Genomic DNA, 19,384 nt, shown 5'->3' with positions numbered 1-19,384 from the left:
TTTTGCGAGAAGATTAACCATCTATGCATAAAGATATTCAAAGACGAGACGTCTTCTATGTTTCGGATGGGACAGCCATCACATGTGAGACGTTAGGGCATGTCGTACTGGGACAATTTGCGTTCGACGTGAATGAGAAAACCTTTCCGTTCGTCGAGACGGAAGACAAAGTCTGCGAGCTGATAAAACACATTCAGCACGCGTATGAACGTGATGGCGTGAAGCCGTTGGTTTTCTTTTCTATGGTGGTGCCGGGCATTCGCGAGCGTTTGTTGGAAGCGCCCGCGTTTTTCTATGATGTGCTGGAAAGTGTGGTGCAACGGGTCGCGGAAGATACGTTGATGAAACCCAAACCAAAACTGCAGCGCTCACGCAGTGTCGGTAAAGATTCAGATACCTATTTTGACCGCATTTCTGCTATCGAATACACGCTGGCGCATGATGACGGCGTCTCGCTAAAAGGCTTAGAGCACGCGGACATCATTTTGTTGGGCGTATCACGCAGCGGCAAAACCCCCACCAGTTTGTACATGGCGATGCAGTTTGGCTTACGTGTGGTGAACTATCCGTTTATTGCAGAAGACATGAAGATGCTTCGCTTGCTGCCTGAGTTTGAGTTTCATCGTCACAAGCTGTTTGGCCTGACGATTGATCCTGAGCGCCTCACGCAAATCCGTGAAAACCGTCTTTCAGGAAGTGAATACGCCAGCACAGAGCAGTGCGAACAGGAAGTGAATACGATTGAATCGCTGTTCCGCAGAGAAGCCATCTCTTACATCAACACCACCGCGCTGTCTGTGGAAGAAATCACGACGCGTGTACTGGAAAAAACAGGGCTGAAACGCCGTTTGTTCTAACAGCCTTATTGTCTAACAGTCTGAAAAGTGCCGTGATCTGAACGGGCTCTTATTCAGCGCAGCACCCGATTCAGCGCAAGGCGCGAGAAATCTCAAGGCCCATTTGTGTGAATGACGCGCAGGTGGGCTTTTTGATTTTAGGGCGCTAAGGGTTTGTGTTTGCCGTTCACGTCTGCGGAAATCCGTCATGTCGGCGAATGCCTGTCCTACCAGCGAACCTGTCCTACTAGCGAAACCTAGCGATGGGTGCATAAATTCCGCGTGCGCTTAGGGGAAATTGCACATAACCCTCACGACATTGCGCAAGAATAGAGAAATGACGCGTGATCTCTCAGTAAACTTTCTAGTATCAAGCGCGACGTGGTTTCGCCTTATACGGTAAACAGGTCTGCGTATTACAGATAGGAAAAGGATTTTAAATAACATGCTGAAACTATCAGGGTCTCTTACCCATTTCTCAAATCCTCTTGCGTCTGCCGAGCACGTTTACAGTGCAGAGCAACGCTCAGTGCTAAATGTTGAACATGCGCAAACTGCGATTCGAGACATTACTCGCTGGCCCGGATATGCGCCCACACCGCTGCATGATTTGAGTACCACGGCCAAAACGGCGAAGTTGGGTAAGCTCTGGTACAAAGACGAATCTTTGCGTTTCGGTTTGAAAAGCTTCAAGGCGTTAGGCGGCGCGTATGCGGTAGCCAAACAGCTTCAGCTTGTGCTGCAAGCACGTCATGGCGAAATGCCCACCATGGACGATTTACTGGCGGGGAAATGGCAGAAAGAAGCTGCAGATGTCGTTGTGAGTTGTGCGACGGATGGCAACCATGGTCGCTCAGTGTCTTGGGGCGCACAAATGTTTGGCTGTCAGTGCATTATTTATGTTCATCGTGATGTGTCAGAAGGCCGCAAACAAGCGATGGAAGCGTTTGGTGCGCAGGTAATTCGCATCACGGGTAACTATGATGAGTCGGTGCGAACCGCTGATGTTGAAGCGAAAAAGCACGGCCGCGTTATCGTGTCGGACACGTCCTACGAAGGGTACATGGAGATCCCGAAAGACGTGGCATTAGGTTACACCGTCATGTTGTCTGAAATCGTCGAACAACTGGATGGTGAGATCCCAACGCATGTGTTTGTGCAAGGTGGCGTGGGGGGCTTGGCATCTGCAGTGTGTGGCTATTTCTGGGATATCTGGGGAGAAGCGCGTCCTCGATTCGTTGTGGTTGAACCGGAAGAAGCGAACTGCCTTCAACAAAGCGCCCAAGCAGGGAAACCCGTGGCTGTGTTGGGTGACTTAGAGACCTTAATGGCAGGGCTCGCCTGTGGTGAAGTGTCTAGCTTGGCGTGGACGATTCTCTCCAATGGCGCTGATGATTTTATGACCATCAGCGAAGAAGCCATTCCTCAAGCGATGAGAATATTGGCAAAGGGCCGAGAAGCCGAACCTGCGATCGAAGCGGGCGAATCGGCGGTGCCTGGGTATGCAGCGGCAATCATCGCAAACCATTCACCTGAGTATGCAAATAAACTGGGTTTAGACAGCACCAGCCGTGTGTTGGTGTTAGGCACTGAAGGTGCAACAGATCCTGAGCTTTACCGAGAACTTGTTGGCTAAGCGTTAGCCAAATAATGACGAGATATTCACGTCAAAAAGCGGCGCGTTTTCGTGCCGCTTTCTTTTAAAAAACACAGGGAAATGCTTACTCTGTGTGCTCATCAATCGGCACGGACAGACCCACTTTGACAGGGTCCATCACCACATTGGTTTGAAAGCTTTTGATGTTCGCGTTATCGAAAAACGCTTCTCGGGTGAAGGTGTCATATCCTGCCATGTCTGCCGCGGTCACAATCAGAATAAAATCCGAACTTCCCGTCACGTAATAGCATTGCTGCACTGAGCGATTGGCTTTCATTTCCTTTTTAAAATTGTGCATCAAATCTACACGCTCTCTTTCCAGAGTGACTTGCACAACAAAGGTCATGGCATAACCTAAGGCTATGGGGTCAACCACCGACACATCCGCTTGAATGATCTTCTGCTCTCTTAGGCGCTTTAAGCGGCGCTGTACTGCGGCGGGTGAAAGCCCCACTTGGTCGGCTATGTAGTCAGATGTTGCACGATTCGACACCTGAACAATGTTCAGTATCTTTCGATCAAAGCTGTCTATCGCTGTGGTGGAAGAGTGCGCCATACCCGTTCGTCCTTTGAAAATAGGTGTTAATCATGGAAGCGTTTTATGCCCGTTTTTGAGACGAAAAGTGGTTGCTAACCCCTTGTTAACGCCTTTATTTCTTATTGGTACTAAAAAACCACTATAGCGCATAAAAAATGCGGATTTTCTTCATTCACTGCCATCTTTATTAGGAAATTCTTCAAACTCTTCGGGGGATTATTGCACTTGTGAAAAAAATGTAACGAACAAACCGGCGTGCAGATTGAAAGAAGTGGATGAGATGAAGGTTGAAACCTTAGTACCTGCGTATGCATTGGAGCACCTTGCACCATTAGGGCGGATCGGCGTGATTGCGCTCGCGACAGATTTCAATATCGAGCAAGACCTTAATCGCTTGTACCCGAACGATGTTCGCGCCTTCACCAGCCGAGTGAGAAACGTTAACCCGCTGACGGTTGAAAACCTTCGCACCATGGCGCCAGGCATCAGTGCGGCGGCAGACGCGATTCTTCCGAATACTGATTTGGACGTGATCATCTATGCCTGCACGTCAGGCACGGTTGCCATTGGCAATGAACGTGTGACGGAGCTTGTGCATCAAACGCGCCCTAATGTTGCTGTTACTAACCCTGTGACTGCCGCATTGAATGCATTTGATGTCTTGGGGGCGAAAAAGTTATCCATATTGACGCCCTACACTGACGCCGTTAACCGTGAGATGGCCGCGATGTTTTCAGCGCAGGGGTATGAGGTGCTCAACATTGCGGGATTTGGCTTTGAAGATGACACCGCCATGACCTACATCTCGCCGGAAGACATTGCGCAGGCGGCCATTTCACGCTGCGACCCCGAAGCGGATTTACTCTTTATCTCATGCACCGCTTTACGTGCTACTTCGGTGTTAGCGCGTGTTGAAGCGGCACTTGATAAGCCCGTGGTGAGCAGTAATCAAGCGTTGGTATGGGATTCATTGCGTTTACTGAAATACCCAAAGCCGATTGAAGGTTTTGGCGTGTTGCTTGAACAGCATCTCGCGCAATAGCGAATCTGTTTCTATTGTCTGAAATAAGGATGTTTTTTCAATGACGGCTTACGGAGCGCACACCATGTCATCGTCTTCTTCTGAATCACCTTCTTTGAAAACAGGGTCGTCGTTGTCGCCACAGTTGATTGCGGACATGACGACATGGCGTCAGCACCTGCACCAATTTCCAGAGTGTGGGTTTGATGTGAACCTTACGGCGGACTTCATCGCTGAAAAACTCGAAAGCTTTGGCGTTCAGGTCGAGCGAAATATCGGGAAAACGGGGCTGGTGGGCATCCTTAAATGTGGTAACAGCAACGCCAGTATTGGTCTTCGTGCAGACATGGATGCGCTGCACATTCACGAACAAAACACCTTTTCACACTGCTCTAAACACGATGGAAAAATGCATGCCTGTGGGCACGATGGGCATTCAGCCATGTTACTCGGCGCGGCCTGTTATCTGGCACAACATCCACATTTCAATGGCACGGTGTATTTCATTTTTCAACCGGACGAAGAGCACGGTTGTGGCGCGCAAGCCATGATTGATGATGGCCTGTTTACGCGCTTTTCGATCGATGAAGTTTATGGCATTCATAATTTCCCCGGTCTTGCGGAAGGCGAACTCATGGTGCGCCCGGGGTCACTCATGGCAAGTGAAAGCGGTTTTGAAATCACCATTAAAGGTATTGGCGGCCACGCTGCACTGCCGCATCAAGGCATCGACCCCATGGTGGTCGGCGCGCAAGTTATCCTCGGGCTGCAAACCATTGTGTCTCGAAACCTCAGTGCCATCAGCGACACTGCTGTGGTGTCTGCGACCGAATTTATTACAGATGGCACCGTCAATGTCATTCCCACCCAAGTGACCATCAAAGGGGATTGTCGATGCTTCACAGAAGCGACGTTAGCCCGTATTGAAGAAAGCATGGCGCGGATAGTGGCAGGGATATGTCAGGCGGCGGGTGCAAGCCACACATTCACGTTTGCCAACACGTTTTACCCGACCGTGAATGCGAAAGCGCAAACCGTTTACGCGATAGAAGCTGCGCAGAAAGTGTTGGGGGCTGACAAGGTGAATGCCGAGTGTGAGCCGCTGACCATATCGGAAGATTTTTCTAGCATGTTGCGCGTTAAACCTGGCTGCTATGTGTTGCTAGGCAATGGTGTGAACTCTGTGGGTGGCTGTGCGCTTCATAACCCTAAGTATGATTTCAACGACCGTATCCTTCCCCTAGGTGCGCGTTATTGGATCCAACTGGTCAACGATCGTTTGAGTACTGCCATGGTCGATTGAATCAGTCCCATGCTGCGATAAAACGCAGCCATTAGCTAACCACCTACATCACGATGTCTTCAAGTGACATGTCTCCAAGTGGCCCCTTCCACTTGGGTGCATCAGTGCGGCGAAAATTCGGTGAAGGTGATTCTTGGATAGCGAAAAAGAAGGAAGAAAGGATGAAGCGATTTGGCGTAGCTCTACTGAGTTTAGGCATGATGTTCAGCGCACAAGCTGAAACATGGAAGTTTGCCTCAGAAGAAGACAAAACCGATGTGCAGGACATTTACGCGCAGAAATTTGCCGAGGTGATGAAGAAAGAATCGGACGGTGATATTCGTGTTCGTATTTATTATTACGGTCAGCTAGGCACTGAAAATGACATCGTTGAGCTTGCAGCGAAAGGCACGATCCAGTTTGTGTCTGTTGGCTCGGGGCATTTGGGTTCGTACGTGCCAGAAGTGCAAGCGGTGAGCCTGCCGTATGTGCTGGGTACGGACGAAGAAGTGACGCACAAAGTGCTGACGACCAGCCCAACCATTTACAACGAACTTGCGCCGAAATTTGAGAGCGTGAATTTGAAACTGCTTTCCATGATGTCTGAAGGCGAAATGGTCTGGGGTGCAAACAAAGCCGTGCGTTCACCAGAAGATTTTGCCGATCAGAAAATCCGCACCTTTACCTCAACCATTCCCGTTGAAACGTACAAAACGTTTGGCGCGACACCAACCCCTTTGTCTTGGGGTGAAGTGTACGGTTCGCTTCAGCTCAAAACCATTGATGGCATGGTGAACCCGATTTACTTCATCTACAACGCCAAATGGCATGAGGTGCAGGACTTCCTGATGTTCCCTGGTCAGCAACCTTATGTGAGCACAGTGTCGACCAACAGCAAGTGGTTCAGCGGTTTGTCTGAAGAGAAACAAGCTATGATCCGAAAAGCGATTAAGGCGGCAGACAAAGCGGCGTATGACTACCAAATCCGCATTAACAGCGAAAACATGGAGAAAATCCTGAAAGAGCGCCCTGACATGCAAGTGGTGGTGTTGACGGAAGAAGAGCGCAATCGCTTCAAAGCGTTGAGCGAAAACCTCCACGGCACATACTACGATGTGGTCGCGAACGCGTATCCGGATGATCAAAAAGCAGCCGCACGTGCAGGCGCTCAAAACATCCTTCAACGCTTACTGAGTGAAGTCGACGCGGCGTCAGGCGGGAAATAACCGCCAGCCTTTGTCTTCGGTGATGCGTCGGACATTCCTGTATGGAAGGTGGCGCATTTACCTGTTGAGTCAATAACATCAAACGCGGTCGGCAATCGGCCAAGCACAGCTTTTTGTGAATGGCTGGGATGTATTGCCGACACGCGTGTAGGACGTGTTATGAAAAACTTGTTGAAGAAGATCAGCATCATGACGGAGAAGCTAGAACGCTTTCTGATCATGGCAGGCATTCTCGTGATGATGGCAAATTCGACGGCGAATGCCATTGGTCGCTATGCGTTTAACAAAAGCATCTTCTTCTCTGAAGAGCTGAATCAATTCCTCATCGTTGGCGTCACCTTTATCGGCTTTGCGTACGCGGTGCGAAAAGGGCGGAACATTCGCATGACCGCTGTGTATGACTCCCTCAGCCAGCGTGCCAAGAAAATTCTCACGACAGTGATTGCACTCACTACCTCGTTGCTCTTGTTTTATCTCGCCTATTTGTCGGTGTTTTATGTGTTAGAGCTCAAGAGCATCAACCGCCTAAGCCCAGCTTTACAGATGCCTGTTTATTACGTCTACGCCATTATCCCTGTTGGCTTCGCCATGGCGGGATTGCAGTACGCGATGAGTTTTGTGATGAATCTGCTCCACAAGGAAATCTATGTGTCTTTTGATGTCACGGAAGATAAAACCGACAAAGGGAGCGCATTGTAATGAGCGATGTAATGCAGTTTTTTGGCGACATTATCGCCGGTGAACTCGATATCTATGTGATCACGTTTACCCTAGTTTCAATGATGATAGTGCTGCTCTTTCTGAGCTTTCCCATGGTGGTTCCCCTCGCCGTTGGGGCACTGATTGGCTTGATTCATTTCTCGCAAGTTGACCCTGAAGTGCTGATTCAGCAGATGGTCACGGGCATTTCTCCCAATGCCTTGATTGCGGTACCCATGTTTATTTTGGCCGCAGACATCATGACGCGCGGACACACGGCGCATAACCTGCTTGGCTTGATTCAAGCGTTTGTTGGACACCTGCGTGGCGGATTACCGATCACGACGTGTATCAGCTGCACCTTGTTTGGTTCGGTGTCTGGCTCGACGCAAGCGACCGTGGTCTCTGTGGGGCAGATCATGCGCCCTAAGCTGTTACAGGCGGGCTATAAAGACAGCTTTGTGATGGCGCTGATCATCAATGCCAGTGACATCGCTTTTCTTATTCCCCCGAGCATTGGCTTGATTTTGTATGGCACGTTAGCCAATGCCAGTGTGGGCGAGTTGTTCATTGCAGGTATTGGTCCTGGCATCGTGTTAACGGGTTTCTTCGCGATTTATAGCTATCTCTACAGCGCCAAGCATGCGGATTCCATCAGCTTGGTGGAAGAAACCAATACCGCAGAAAAAATCGAAGCCATCAAAAAAGCCATTTTACCTTTGGGTTTTCCTGCGCTCATCATCGGCGGGATCTACTCAGGCGTGGTAACACCGACGGAGGCGGCATCTTTTGCGGTGCTTTACGCCATTATCGTCGAATGTGTTTTTTATCGAACCTTGGGTGTGAAAGACATCTGCGACGCTGCATTGAGCACTGGCTTGATCACGGCGGTGGTGTTTGTGTTGGTGGGTGTTGGACAAGCGTTTTCTTGGTACATCTCGTTTGAGCAAATCCCTCAAGAATTGCTCGCGCCGCTGGATTTAAGCAGTGCATCCCCTGAGTACATTTTATTTGTTATTGCCTTGGCGTTTTTCGTCGGCTGTATGTTTGTCGATTCGCTGGTCGTGCTGTTGATTCTCACGCCGATCTTTATGCCGATCGTCAATGCGGCGGGGCTGGATCCCATCCTTGTGGGGGTGTTGATTACCCTGCAAATGGCGATTGGTTCAGCTACGCCACCGTTTGGTTGTGACATTTTTACGGCAATCGCGATATTTGAGCGTCCTTATCTGGAGGTTATTCGCGGGACATTGCCGTTCTTTTTAATTCTATTGCTCATGTCCGCATTGTTGATTTTCTTCCCGAGCATCGCCTTGCTGCCAAGGGACATATTATTCAGTTAGACCATACTTAATAACGTATCGAAAGAAGGATAGGGACATGCCAACACCGCCCTTAGTGGCACCGCTGCGTGGTTTCGCATTGGTTGAATTTGAACATAGAACACTGCAATTGCAGAAACGCATGCGTGAACAGCAAATCGACGCCGTGTTCTTCACTACAGAACCCGAGTTTCGCTATTTTAGTGGTTTCAAATCCCAGTTTTGGGAGAGCCCTACGCGTCCCTGGTTTCTGGTGGTGCCCGCGGATGGTAAGCCTATTGCGGTGGTACCAGAAATTGGTGTGTCGGGTTTCGACCAAACATGGATTGATGATGTAAGAAGTTGGCCTTCACCCCAGCCTGACGATGACGGTATTTCACTGTTGGCGGCTGCGTTGGCGGAGGTTAGCGGTCGCTTTCGTCGAGTGGGTGCCATGCTGGGGACTGAAACACATTTACGCATGCCAGCGCATAACTTTGCTGCATTACAGCAGATTCTGGCACATCACGAACTGGTCGATGTGTCGACCAATGTTCGAGATATTCGCAGCATCAAATCATTGGCTGAGATTGAAAAAGTTCGCTTTGCCTGCAATGTTGCTGCCGCGGGCTTTGAGTATCTTCGTGGACACCTTTCTACGGGGATGACAGAACGAGAAGCATGCAAAGCCATGCATCTTGAAATGTTGCGTTTAGGGGCTGACAACTGCCCGTATTTGATTTCAGCATCGGGGCTGGGTGGGTATGACAACATCATCATGGGCCCCACCGATCGCGTGCTGAATGACGGGGATGTGTTGATCATTGACACGGGCGCGAATTTTGATGGCTATTTCTGTGATTTTGACAGGAATTTTGGCTTTGGAGAGGTAAAGCCCGACACCCTCCGTGCGTATGACACCGTCTATGCCGCCACGGAAGCGGGGCTGAATATAGCAGCGCCGGGACGAACCACGGGCGATGTGTGGCAAGCCATGTGGGCAGAACTAGAAAGAGGGGGCGCACTGAGCAACAACGTGGGCCGAATGGGGCATGGGCTGGGTATGCAGCTTACCGAGTGGCCTTCGCATGTGCCGAATGGCGACGTGGAATTGAAACCCGGTATGGTGTTGACGCTTGAACCGGGAATGGCGTTTGCGCCCAACAAGATGATGGTGCATGAAGACAATATTGTGATCACCGAAACGGGCTGCGAATTGCTGCATGAAAGAACGTGGCAAAGCATGCCGATTATTTGAACCGTGGGTCATCGCAAGTGAAGAACAGAGGTAAGACGTTAAGGTTTTGGCCTTAACGTCTTGTGTCTATTAGTCAGGGAGAACAATCAATCCTAGTTGTTCAAGCAATTGTTCTTGTTGCCATGAGCAGATCTGAACACCAGTGAGGTCGACACGCCTTGGGTTCAACCCATGCAATTCGGAATGGCCTAAATTGCATTCTTGAAGATTAAATTGCCCCCAACAGTCTTCTGAAAACGACCCTCGACTTAAGTCTGAACCTTTCAACGACGCGCCCTGTAAGTTCGCACCGTGCCACTTGTTCTCATACAAATCGCATTTTTCTAAACATTGCCGTTCAAAGTTGGCATAAGAAAGGTTACAGCCCGTGATATACGCAGAGCAGAAGTACATACGGTTGCTAACTTGATTCGAAAAACTGGCTTGTCGGAAATTCGCCCCTTTTAAATCGCACTCTCTAAATTCAATGCCAAAACATTTCGCACCGGTGAAGTTCGCGAATGCCATTTTGCATTGTTTAAATGATGCATCGCGGAGATCGGCATAGTCAAAATGGCACCCTTCTTCCACGTCCCCCTGTTCTAAAAATGCACACTCGATAAACTGTGCATCTCGCAAGTTGGCGCGTCCAAAGTCACAACGGACGAATTTGCAACGGGTAAAAATGGCGTCGCTGAGGTCTTGGTTAGCGAAACTGACGCGGTCATAGATTTCATCGTTTTTTGTCATAACACTTCCTCGTTTCTAATGAGGCGAGATTATCATTTTCGACTGCGATGACAATAAATATAACTCTATTTAAAACAGTGATTTAAAAGTGCTAAATTCGCCAATTTAAGACGCCAAAATAGCGCGTGATAAGCCGAAGGCGGTGCTGAACGCCTGAGCGTTCAATGAAAATAATTTCGAGGCCTGTGAGAGGCTGGACGCATTGGTCGGTCACTTATTGTTCATGGCAAGTTTTGTGGCGAATCTTGTGGCGAATATTGGCAGCCGGTAATACTCGACATACGCCTGTTAACCTGCAAAAACGGATCGAGAACGCACTAGCCCCATCGGTTAGAGTTTGTTTTGTTGTACCAAGGTGCTAAGTCGCAGCACCAAGTCCGCCACATTGGTGGCTTCAAACTTCTTCATCATGTTGCCGCGATGCACTTCAATCGTGCGCAGCGAGACACACAGTGTTGTCGACATTTGCTGATTCGTTTGGCCTTTCAATACCAATTTCAATACGTCTTTTTCACGCTCAGTCAGGTTCTCGTATCGATTCTCTATAGACACGTCTTCCGCACGTTTAAACGAGTAAACGAGGGCTTTCTCAATGGCCTTAACCAAGGGTTCGCCATCGACAGGTTTTTGGAAGAAATCGACCGCACCGTCTTTAAGCGCATCCACTGCCATCGGGACATCGCCGTGTCCAGTTAAGAAAATCACCGCCAGTGGGCTTCGCGCTTCGATCAAAAAGGCATGTACATCTTGCCCGCGCATTTCTGGCATGCGGCTGTCTAAAATCACGCAACCCGGTTGTGAAATATCGACGCCGGCTAAAAAGGCTTTGCCTGAATCAAAGTCCCGTAGCTGCAAATCGAAACTTTCCAGCATGAAAACGAGGGAGTCACGAACAGGTTCTTCGTCATCAACGACATAGACTGGGCCGAATTGTGTGTGCATTTATTCCTGACTCCTTGTGACGGGAATGACAATAGTGACCTGACAACCGCGCGGGCGATTAGGCTGAATCATAAATTGACCGTGGTGCGCTTCGACAACGTCGCGACAAATGGGTAAGCCGAGGCCTAAACCATCACTTTTGGTGGTGTAAAAGGCTTGTTGTACTTCTTCTTCGCTGGCTGCTAGCCCGATGCCGTTGTCTTCCACTTTGATGACGATTTCATTGGTGCCATACAACAACTCCACCTGCACCATTGGGATCACTTCCACGTCCATGGACGCTAAACAGGCTTCTTTGGCATTCTTGAGCAAGTTCAACATGACTTGCTGCATGCCGATGACGTCAAACTCCCCTTTGAAGGGATCGCCATCCACGCTCAGTTGCAGGCCAATGTTCAGTGCTTGGAAATCGTATTCCACAAGCTGAATTGAATCGCTGATGAAATCGACAGGGCGACACACAACCCGTGCTGTGGGTGTGCGTTTTATCAATCCTCGAAGGCGCTGAATAATGTCGCTGGCAGCGCCAACTTGTTGCTGAATTTTGCCCAATATTGGTGTGAGATCTTTGGGGTCCATGCCTTGTGCAATGCGGCGCTGTACGCCTTCGGAATAGTTCTTGATGGAACTCAGTGGCTGATTTATTTCGTGCGCGATACTGCTGCCAAGTTCCCCGACGATCATGGTGCGCTGCACGTGTTCGAGAACGGCGTTTTTCTCTTTTAATGCGAAAAGGGTGCGTTCAAGTTCTTGCTTGCTGCGTTTGAAATGGTATTCGACCCACAGGTGATAAACGTTCAATAGAATCAAAATCAGCACGGTCGAGAAGGCAAGGAATTCATTGCGATCGAGCCATTTGTAAAAGCTTTCCTGCCATGTTTGTTGCAAAGGGTGCATGTCGAGATGCTTGAAGACTTTATCCACGTCGACGGGGCTTTCAGGAAGTGTCCAGCCTATGTTGCTTGCCGCTTTCGCCGCGGCCGCATTTTGAGGCATCGCAAGCAAGGCTTGGGCGACCTTTTCCCCGATTTCATTGGTGGCACGCGCTGTTTTAGTGAAGGTCCAGTTAGGGTAGAGCGGGGTACTCACACCACACACTGAGCCGTCGGGATATTGCACATCCAACACGCGCACGCTGGTGGTATCCACCAAGCCTTCTTTTGCCATGTTTTCAAGCGTACAGGCTGGCACAACTGCCACATCAATGTTGTTGTCGAGCACGTCATAAATCAGCTGATCCGTTGGTGGGCCAGTGAACTTGATCTTTTTATAGAAAGACGCGTTGAAGTAGTCGAGTTTGTCTAACTCGTAGCGCAGCGCGATAAATCCGCCAAAGGCTTTTTCCGACACCGCAGCAACCCGTGCTTGTTCAATGTCTTTCAATGACGTGAAGTGTGAATTTTCACGAACGACCACCACAGACGCAATCGAGCGGCTTGTTTTCTTACTGTACGCGGTTTTTTGTGTGGCTAACCAATTGAGCTGATGCTGGCGCGCAATCTTTGTGGCTTGGCCTGGGCTCGTCAGCAAGAAGTCGAGTTGATTATGTTTAAATGCGTCATCGAGCTCATCGAAATCATACGGGTGCAGTTCAAACGTCACCCCGGGGATTTCTTTTTCAAGCCAATCAAGAGTAGGCCGCCAAGAAGATATGGCATGCGCGTCGCCACGCAGTGCTAGCACACCCACATCGTAATGCTGAACGATGCGAGCCTCCGCTTTACAACTGCAAAGACAGCACACACTGACGAGCACCATCGCGAGCGCTTTAATGCAGAAAAACGGCGAGCTTCGTAATAAATAGTTGTTCAATGAGAGGTCACTGTGATGGAAAGCTTTTCGCCGCGCATCTTACATTAAATAACCCTGTTTTCTATGCTGCTTTAGATCAAACTACTGACAATATTGTGGTTTACCACAATATCCCGCAGACAATTCTTTCCTCACAATCCGTGCTACAAGCCCAAAAGGCAACCATGTGTTTATCCATGTCGCTACGCGCGCGGGAAAACATATCGAAAAAATGTAGCGCATACCGCTGACCGTCATTGGCACTAACAATAGAAAACAAAGCCCGTTAACGATCAGCGTTATGACAGACACCCGATTTCATTCGGCTCATTGATGAGCGAATAACTTTATAAACAATCTTGGGATAATCACGATGAAAAAATCGACTGTCGCAGTAGGTGTTGTTGCTGCGCTGATGGCCGGTGGCTACGTTGCGTATACGTCAATGTTTGGCGCTGAAGCGGTACAAGTTAGCAATCAAGTTCTGCAAGAAAAGTTTGCAGAATACGCTAACCCAGAAGCGTTTGTGTCTGCACAAGACCTGAAAGCAATGATGGAAAGCGACAAGAACGTGGTGGTGATTGGTGCACTCAATCCAATGAAACCGGATGCGCCGATCTCAGGCTCATTCACCATGTGGCGCAATGATTATTCCGCAGCAAAAGAAACGTATGGCTACGACGGTATGCGTAATTCTGTGGAAGACATGGAAGCACTTCTGAGCAAATTTGGTGCGACACCAGACTCAACCATCGTTGTTTACGCAGCCAATGCTCACCACGATGCCGCTCGCCTGTTCTGGCAAATCGAAAACCTTGGTCATCAAAACGTTCGCTACCTTGATGGTGGTTTGAATGCATGGATTGGTGCAGGTTTCGCGACGGGTGATGCGAACCCAAGCGTTGAAGCGACTGCTTACAAAGCGCCACAACCTGAAGCAGAAACCAGCGGTTTAGCCACCATAGACATGGTACTGAACGCGCAATCGGCGAAAGATTGGGTGATTTTGGATACCCGTGGCCAAGAAGAGTTTGACGGCACCACGACAGTGGGTGGCGCTTACGGCCCAGGTACGATCCCTGGCAGCGTTCACATCAACTGGACCAAAGCCCTAAATGCAGACAGCACGCTGAAATCAGCAGAAGAACTGCAAGCGCTTTACGGCGACATCATTAAAGGCAAGAAAGTCATTGCTTACTGCCAGTCTGGCGTTCGCTCTGCACACACCATGATGGTGCTAGAAGAAGTCTTAGGGGCAGAAGGCGTCTACAACTACGACGGTTCATGGATTGAATACAGCTTTGCGCACTACGAGCAAAATCGTACTGACGTGAACGTGCAGAACGGCACCAAAAGTTAATCGACGCCACCTACGTACGTAATTAACCAAGACTGGAATCATAAAAATAATGAGCAATGTAATTTTTAGTCAAAAGCTATACGACGCGGCGCAGAACGTGGTTGATGGCTGTATGGGTGATGCGGATCCTGCGTGTCAGACTGCGTGTCCAATGCACACTGATGTGAAGCAATACGTTCGCCTTGCGGGTGAAGGTAAATACCAAGAAGCACTAGACACCATTCGCGGCAAACTGTTTTTGCCACAAACCTTGGGCCGCATTTGTGCGCACCCATGTGAAGCAGCGTGTCGTCGTAATACCGAATACGGTCAAGCGATCAGCGTGGCGGGCATCAAACGCTTTGTCGCTGAAAAGATGGACAACAAAGAAAACTGGGATCTGGCGATCCTAAATTCAACGGGTAAACACATTGCTATCGTGGGCGCAGGCCCTGCGGGTGCGCAGGCGGCGATTGAACTGCGTCGTAAAGGTCATGACGTAACCATCTATGAAAAATTGGATGTGTACGGCGGCATGATGCGTGTGGGTATTCCTGAATACCGCCTACCGCGCAACGTGATTGATTTTGAATTCAGCTACCTAGAAATGTTGGGTATCACGACCAAGTTTGGCGTTGAAATCGGTAAAGACATTAGCTTTGAAGAGCTGCGTAACATGCACGACGCGGTGGTATTGGCACATGGCGCGCACGTGGGTTCAATCATTCCGCTGCCGGGTCACAAAGCGGAAGGCGTGTTCTCTGCGGTTGAGTACCTGAAAGAAATTTCTGAAACCCGTGCGTTCCCGCGTGCTGGTAAGCGTGTGATGGTGATTGGCGGCGGTGACGTGGCGATGGACTGTGCACGTTCTTCATGGCGCATCGGCGCAGACGAAGTTCACCAATGCTCGCTAGAAGCAATGGAAAACTTGCCTGCAAGTCATGTCGAAATTGAAGAATCGTTGGAAGAAGGCGTGGCATTCAACGCAGGTTGGGGCCCGATCTCTATCGAAGAAAAAGACGGCAAAGTGTTCTCGATTACGTTGAAGCGCGTGCTGTCGATTCTTGATGAAACCGGCAACTTCGCCCCTTCTTATGCGGAAGATACTCGCACGATCGAAGTGGATACCGTGGTATTCGCGACAGGTCAGGTGGTTGCAGACATCACTGGCGGCGCACTAGAAACTGGCCGTGGCGGTCGCTACGTGGTTGATAAGAATACGTTGGTCTCTTCGGTTGATGGCGTTTACGTAGCAGGCGATGCCTGTGGCGGTAACATCGTTATCGAAGCAATGGCGCTTGGCCGTAAAGCGGCGATGAGCATTGAGCGTCAATTCGCGGGTCGTCCTTTGGAAGAAGGTCGCGATTTCAAAGAAGAATACAGCTACCCATCGCGTTTAGACATTCCATTGCCAAAAGGCACGGTAGATGTGCCACGTCTACACGGCGAATTGCGCGATGCGGAAGAGCGTAAGCGCGACTTTGCTCAGGTTGATTTTGGTTTCACGCAAGAACAAGTGAAGCAAGAGTCAACGCGCTGTCTGCAATGTACCTGCAAGCTGTGTATGAGTGAGTGCATCATGATGAACGACTTCGGCGACTGTCCGAAGACGCTGTTCGGTGATTTCGTCAATAAGAAAGAGATGGACCCATTGCTGGCTTACTCCTGTAACGCCTGTGATCAGTGCACCATCGTGTGTCCGAAAGATTACCCAATGAAGGAAATCTTCCTTGGTGCGCGTGTTGATTTCGTGAATGCGAACAACGGCGAATCACCAATAAAAGGTCACAAAGCGATCAACATGCACCAAAAACTGGGTTTCTCAAAACTCTTCACTATGGCTAAACGTGCGGTAACAACAAAATGAGTAATAAAGTATTCATGCCAGGATGCAGCCTGCCATCCTACTCGCCAGAAGGTGTCGCGGCGATCGCGAAACACTTGAAAAATGTATTCCCAGACATGGGTGCGGTTCAAAAATGTTGCGGTAAGCCAACCGCAGCGATTGGCCAAGCCGAGAAATTCAAAGAACGTTACGGTCAACTTCAAGCTGACTTTGACAAGCTTGAAGCAGAAGAAGTGATCGTGGCGTGCCAAAGCTGTTACGGCATGATCAAGAAATCGGGCGGCACGCAAAAGCCATTGTCGCTTTGGAAACTGCTGCCAAAAATCGGACTGCCACCTGAGCTTGTGGGCAAAGCGAAAGACAGTGACGTGGTGTTCACCATTCACGATTCTTGCTCAACCCGCTACGAAAGCGAGCTTCAAGACGGCATTCGCTGGATCTTGAATGAGCTGGGTTACAAAACGACTGAACCAGAGCACACACGCGAAAACACCCGTTGTTGTGGTTTTGGCGGCATGGTCGTGCCTGCAAACCCGAACGTGGCTGAGCGTGTTGTTCAACGCCGTGTTGATGAGTTTGAAACCGACCATGTTGTTGTTTACTGCGCAGCATGTCGTGCATCCATGATGGGTGTGGGCACGAACGCTTGGCACATTCTTGATTTGATGTTTGGCCCGGTTGTGATGAAAGACACTGCGCCACCTGTCAACGTGCTAGCAAGCCCTGCGAAAGCGTGGTTCAACCGCTACAAATCGAAAGCGGGTCTGATCAAGTGCATGGCGGTTTAGTCGTCAGCTATCTCTGATTTAAAGGAATCGCCGAGTACGTGACTCGTGAAATTGAGTGCAGTTGTCTCCTGCCTTATGCACTCGGCGACTTTCTTTACCCCTGATAAATGTATGCAGGGGTTACTCAAGAACATTGAACTTTATTCGGGTATTACTTCATGAAATTTCTAAAAATTGGTGTGGCAATTCTGGCTGTAGCGCTGGCGCTATTTGCTGCAAAACAAACGGGTATTCTTGAAATCATCACTGACATCAAGAGCCTTCAAGAGTGGATCGCGGGCTTTGGCGCGATGGGTTACGTTGTGTTTGTAGCGGCGTTTGTTTTTGCGTGTGTGTTCTTGCTACCGGGCAGTGCGTTCACCATTGTGGCGGGCATCGTATTTGGCCCAATCAAAGGCGGCGTATTGGCGCTGTTTTCTGCAACATTGGGTGCGGTTGTCGCGTTCGTGGTTGCGCGTTTCTTGCTACGCAATACCATCATGAAGAAATTTGGTGATAACCCAATCTTCAAGAAAATTGATGACGGTGTAGCGCAAAACGGTACCAGCTTCCTGATCCTGACTCGCCTTGTGCCAGTGTTCCCATTCAGCCTGCAGAACTACGCGTACGGCCTAACCAGTTTGAACTTGGGTACTTACGCATTGGTGTCGTTGATCACCATGGCGCCGGGTGCATTCATCTTCGCTTACATGGCGGGTGACATTGCGACTAACGGTGTGTCTGCCATGCTGCTGGTTAAGTTCGCGGGCGCGGGTCTTATCCTGTTTGGTATGTCTCTGATTCCGAAGTACATCGCGAAGAAAAAAGGCATCAACATGGCTGAGTTAGCGAAATAACTTGCGCTGGCGTTATAAGTGATTAGATTTATCGTCCCTTACCTCATGGTGAGGGACGTTTTTGCGTTTATAGCTGCTGAAAATAGTGGCGATGAGTGGTTATTACGGCATCAAATAACGATAAGAATAAAAGACTTTTTATGAAAACTCTGTTCTCAGCGATGGCTTTGTTGACCGCGTCTTTTGCGGTGTTTGCCTCGTCCCCTGATTTAAACGATTGGTCGCACGTCGAAGTGAAGGCGCAAGGCCAGCATGTCTATTTTCATGCGTGGGGTGGCAATCAGGAAATTAACCGCTACATCCAATGGGCGGGAAAAGAGCTGCAACGTCGTCATAACATCAAACTTCATCATGTGAAAGTGACGGACATTTCCGAAACCACCACGCGATTGATTGCTGAGAAGGCCGCAGGGAAAACCTCTGGCGGTAGCGTTGATTTGGTGTGGATCAACGGTGAGAACTTCAAATCCCTCAAAGAAAATCAGTTGTTGATGGGCAGCTTTGCGCAGCAATTACCGCATTGGTCGCTCGTTGATCAGAACTTGCCTGTCACTGTCGATTTCTCTGAACCGACAGACGGCATGGAGGCACCGTGGGGCTTAAGCCAATTGGTGTTCATTTATGACAAAGAAACCCTGAGTACGCCGCCGCGCACCTTCGGCGACATGCTGAATTACGCCAAACGCAACCCGAACCGTTTGAGCTACCCGCGTCCTCCTGAATTCCATGGCACCAGCTTCTTGAAAGCCTTGCTGATCGAGTTAACTAACGACTCTCCCTGCTTGTCTGAACCTGTTGATCGCATTGATTTTGACAAGGTGACTGCGCCACTTTGGTATTACTTGGATGAGTTCCATAAAGTGGCTTGGCGTGGCGGTAAACAGTTCCCCGCCGGCACGGCCGAAACCCTGCAATTGCTCGATGACGGTCAAATTGACTTAGCGATTACTTTTAACCCGAACGCAGTGTATGCCGCGCAATCAGCAGGGAACCTTGCTGAAACCACCGAAGCGTACGCGATGGAAATGGGGGCGTTGTCGAACATTCACTATTTGACTGTGCCTTGGAATGCAAATGCCAAAGAGGGAGCGTTAGTCGCCATTAATTTCTTGCTGAGTCCGCAAGCGCAATCCCGTAAAGGTGACCTTGATGTATGGGGCGATCCGGCGGTGTTGAAAGACGCGCATTTGTCCGGTTCAGCCAAAGAAAACACCCCGTTTACTGCGGTCGCTGAGCCGCACCCAAGCTGGCAAAGCGCGCTTGAGAAAGCGTGGCTGCAACGCTACGGAAGCTAA

General features: G+C 49.6%; 17 protein-coding genes. 13 read left to right on the top strand and 4 right to left on the bottom strand.

Features of this window, described 5'->3' with window-relative positions:
- Positions 1–23: 23 nt before the first annotated feature.
- Entirely contained in the window at positions 24–857 is an 834-nt protein-coding gene (ppsR, locus tag BCT27_RS09065) for a posphoenolpyruvate synthetase regulatory kinase/phosphorylase PpsR (RefSeq protein WP_017010095.1), read from the top strand.
- A 424-nt stretch (positions 858–1,281) separates the two neighbouring features.
- On the top strand, positions 1,282–2,472 hold the full coding sequence (locus tag BCT27_RS09060; RefSeq protein WP_102395611.1) for a diaminopropionate ammonia-lyase: 1,191 nt from the start codon (positions 1,282–1,284) through the stop codon (positions 2,470–2,472).
- An 85-nt stretch (positions 2,473–2,557) separates the two neighbouring features.
- Here BCT27_RS09060 and BCT27_RS09055 read toward each other — a convergent pair whose 3' ends face one another.
- Entirely contained in the window at positions 2,558–3,049 is a 492-nt protein-coding gene (locus BCT27_RS09055; RefSeq protein WP_102395610.1) for an Lrp/AsnC family transcriptional regulator, read from the bottom strand.
- Between the two features lie 262 nt (positions 3,050–3,311).
- Between BCT27_RS09055 and BCT27_RS09050 the strand changes: the two genes are divergently transcribed.
- The 6 genes from BCT27_RS09050 (at position 3,312) to BCT27_RS09025 (ending at position 9,818) form a co-directional block, all read left to right on the top strand.
- The gene (locus BCT27_RS09050) at positions 3,312–4,073 is read left to right on the top strand and encodes a maleate cis-trans isomerase family protein (RefSeq protein WP_102318748.1); all 762 of its coding nucleotides are present in this window, start codon (positions 3,312–3,314) and stop codon (positions 4,071–4,073) included.
- A 64-nt stretch (positions 4,074–4,137) separates the two neighbouring features.
- Positions 4,138–5,355 carry a M20 aminoacylase family protein gene (locus BCT27_RS09045; protein WP_198597541.1) on the top strand — a complete coding sequence of 406 codons (1,218 nt, stop codon included), beginning with the start codon at positions 4,138–4,140 and terminating at the stop codon, positions 5,353–5,355.
- Between the two features lie 161 nt (positions 5,356–5,516).
- Positions 5,517–6,560, top strand: coding sequence for a TRAP transporter substrate-binding protein (locus BCT27_RS09040; protein ID WP_074925957.1), 1,044 nt, complete (start codon positions 5,517–5,519; stop codon positions 6,558–6,560).
- Between the two features lie 159 nt (positions 6,561–6,719).
- Positions 6,720–7,259, top strand: a complete 540-nt coding sequence (locus tag BCT27_RS09035; protein ID WP_102395608.1) for a TRAP transporter small permease — start codon at positions 6,720–6,722, stop codon at positions 7,257–7,259.
- Entirely contained in the window at positions 7,259–8,602 is a 1,344-nt protein-coding gene (locus BCT27_RS09030; RefSeq protein WP_102395607.1) for a TRAP transporter large permease, read from the top strand. The genes BCT27_RS09035 and BCT27_RS09030 overlap by 1 nt, the downstream gene beginning before the upstream one ends.
- A 37-nt stretch (positions 8,603–8,639) precedes the next feature.
- Entirely contained in the window at positions 8,640–9,818 is a 1,179-nt protein-coding gene (locus BCT27_RS09025; RefSeq protein WP_102395606.1) for a M24 family metallopeptidase, read from the top strand.
- Positions 9,819–9,887: 69 nt separating this feature from the next.
- On the opposite strand, the gene BCT27_RS09020 is transcribed toward BCT27_RS09025, so the two are convergent.
- The 3 genes from BCT27_RS09020 to BCT27_RS09010 form a co-directional block, all read right to left on the bottom strand.
- Positions 9,888–10,547 carry a Qnr family pentapeptide repeat protein gene (locus tag BCT27_RS09020; protein WP_102395605.1) on the bottom strand — a complete coding sequence of 220 codons (660 nt, stop codon included), beginning with the start codon at positions 10,545–10,547 and terminating at the stop codon, positions 9,888–9,890.
- A 330-nt stretch (positions 10,548–10,877) separates the two neighbouring features.
- Positions 10,878–11,489 carry a response regulator transcription factor gene (locus BCT27_RS09015; RefSeq protein ID WP_102395604.1) on the bottom strand — a complete coding sequence of 204 codons (612 nt, stop codon included), beginning with the start codon at positions 11,487–11,489 and terminating at the stop codon, positions 10,878–10,880.
- Positions 11,490–13,301, bottom strand: coding sequence for a sensor histidine kinase (locus BCT27_RS09010; RefSeq protein ID WP_241908542.1), 1,812 nt, complete (start codon positions 13,299–13,301; stop codon positions 11,490–11,492).
- Positions 13,302–13,653: 352 nt separating this feature from the next.
- Here BCT27_RS09010 and BCT27_RS09005 point away from each other — a divergent pair, with 352 nt between their 5' ends.
- From BCT27_RS09005 to BCT27_RS08985, 5 genes are all read left to right on the top strand, one after another.
- Complete coding sequence (locus BCT27_RS09005; RefSeq protein WP_102395602.1) at positions 13,654–14,640, top strand: sulfurtransferase; 987 nt, start codon at positions 13,654–13,656, stop codon at positions 14,638–14,640.
- Positions 14,641–14,689: 49 nt separating this feature from the next.
- Positions 14,690–16,486, top strand: coding sequence for an FAD-dependent oxidoreductase (locus BCT27_RS09000; RefSeq protein WP_102395601.1), 1,797 nt, complete (start codon positions 14,690–14,692; stop codon positions 16,484–16,486).
- Positions 16,483–17,253: a heterodisulfide reductase-related iron-sulfur binding cluster gene (locus BCT27_RS08995; RefSeq protein WP_102395600.1), complete on the top strand. Its 771-nt coding sequence runs from the start codon at positions 16,483–16,485 to the stop codon at positions 17,251–17,253. The genes BCT27_RS09000 and BCT27_RS08995 overlap by 4 nt, the downstream gene beginning before the upstream one ends.
- A 158-nt stretch (positions 17,254–17,411) precedes the next feature.
- Positions 17,412–18,089, top strand: coding sequence for a TVP38/TMEM64 family protein (locus tag BCT27_RS08990; RefSeq protein ID WP_102318736.1), 678 nt, complete (start codon positions 17,412–17,414; stop codon positions 18,087–18,089).
- Positions 18,090–18,229: 140 nt separating this feature from the next.
- A complete protein-coding gene (locus tag BCT27_RS08985; RefSeq protein ID WP_102395599.1) occupies positions 18,230–19,384 on the top strand; it encodes an ABC transporter substrate-binding protein in 1,155 nt (384 codons plus the stop codon).

Source organism: Enterovibrio norvegicus, from assembly GCF_002876705.1.
Lineage (GTDB): Bacteria > Pseudomonadota > Gammaproteobacteria > Enterobacterales > Vibrionaceae > Enterovibrio > Enterovibrio norvegicus_B.
The sequence above is the reverse complement of the archived record's forward strand: the minus strand, read 5'-3'. Positions and strand labels throughout refer to the sequence as shown.

What these genes read in the sequence shown, in the direction of transcription:
- ppsR (WP_017010095.1), top strand. Translation starts at nt 24, where the DNA reads ATGCATAAAGATATTCAAAGACGAGACGTCTTCTATGTTTCGGATGGG.
- BCT27_RS09060 (WP_102395611.1), top strand. Translation starts at nt 1,282, where the DNA reads ATGCTGAAACTATCAGGGTCTCTTACCCATTTCTCAAATCCTCTTGCG.
- BCT27_RS09055 (WP_102395610.1), bottom strand. Translation starts at nt 3,049, where the DNA reads ATGGCGCACTCTTCCACCACAGCGATAGACAGCTTTGATCGAAAGATA.
- BCT27_RS09050 (WP_102318748.1), top strand. Translation starts at nt 3,312, where the DNA reads ATGAAGGTTGAAACCTTAGTACCTGCGTATGCATTGGAGCACCTTGCA.
- BCT27_RS09045 (WP_198597541.1), top strand. Translation starts at nt 4,138, where the DNA reads ATGTCATCGTCTTCTTCTGAATCACCTTCTTTGAAAACAGGGTCGTCG.
- BCT27_RS09040 (WP_074925957.1), top strand. Translation starts at nt 5,517, where the DNA reads ATGAAGCGATTTGGCGTAGCTCTACTGAGTTTAGGCATGATGTTCAGC.
- BCT27_RS09035 (WP_102395608.1), top strand. Translation starts at nt 6,720, where the DNA reads ATGAAAAACTTGTTGAAGAAGATCAGCATCATGACGGAGAAGCTAGAA.
- BCT27_RS09030 (WP_102395607.1), top strand. Translation starts at nt 7,259, where the DNA reads ATGAGCGATGTAATGCAGTTTTTTGGCGACATTATCGCCGGTGAACTC.
- BCT27_RS09025 (WP_102395606.1), top strand. Translation starts at nt 8,640, where the DNA reads ATGCCAACACCGCCCTTAGTGGCACCGCTGCGTGGTTTCGCATTGGTT.
- BCT27_RS09020 (WP_102395605.1), bottom strand. Translation starts at nt 10,547, where the DNA reads ATGACAAAAAACGATGAAATCTATGACCGCGTCAGTTTCGCTAACCAA.
- BCT27_RS09015 (WP_102395604.1), bottom strand. Translation starts at nt 11,489, where the DNA reads ATGCACACACAATTCGGCCCAGTCTATGTCGTTGATGACGAAGAACCT.
- BCT27_RS09005 (WP_102395602.1), top strand. Translation starts at nt 13,654, where the DNA reads ATGAAAAAATCGACTGTCGCAGTAGGTGTTGTTGCTGCGCTGATGGCC.
- BCT27_RS09000 (WP_102395601.1), top strand. Translation starts at nt 14,690, where the DNA reads ATGAGCAATGTAATTTTTAGTCAAAAGCTATACGACGCGGCGCAGAAC.
- BCT27_RS08995 (WP_102395600.1), top strand. Translation starts at nt 16,483, where the DNA reads ATGAGTAATAAAGTATTCATGCCAGGATGCAGCCTGCCATCCTACTCG.
- BCT27_RS08990 (WP_102318736.1), top strand. Translation starts at nt 17,412, where the DNA reads ATGAAATTTCTAAAAATTGGTGTGGCAATTCTGGCTGTAGCGCTGGCG.
- BCT27_RS08985 (WP_102395599.1), top strand. Translation starts at nt 18,230, where the DNA reads ATGAAAACTCTGTTCTCAGCGATGGCTTTGTTGACCGCGTCTTTTGCG.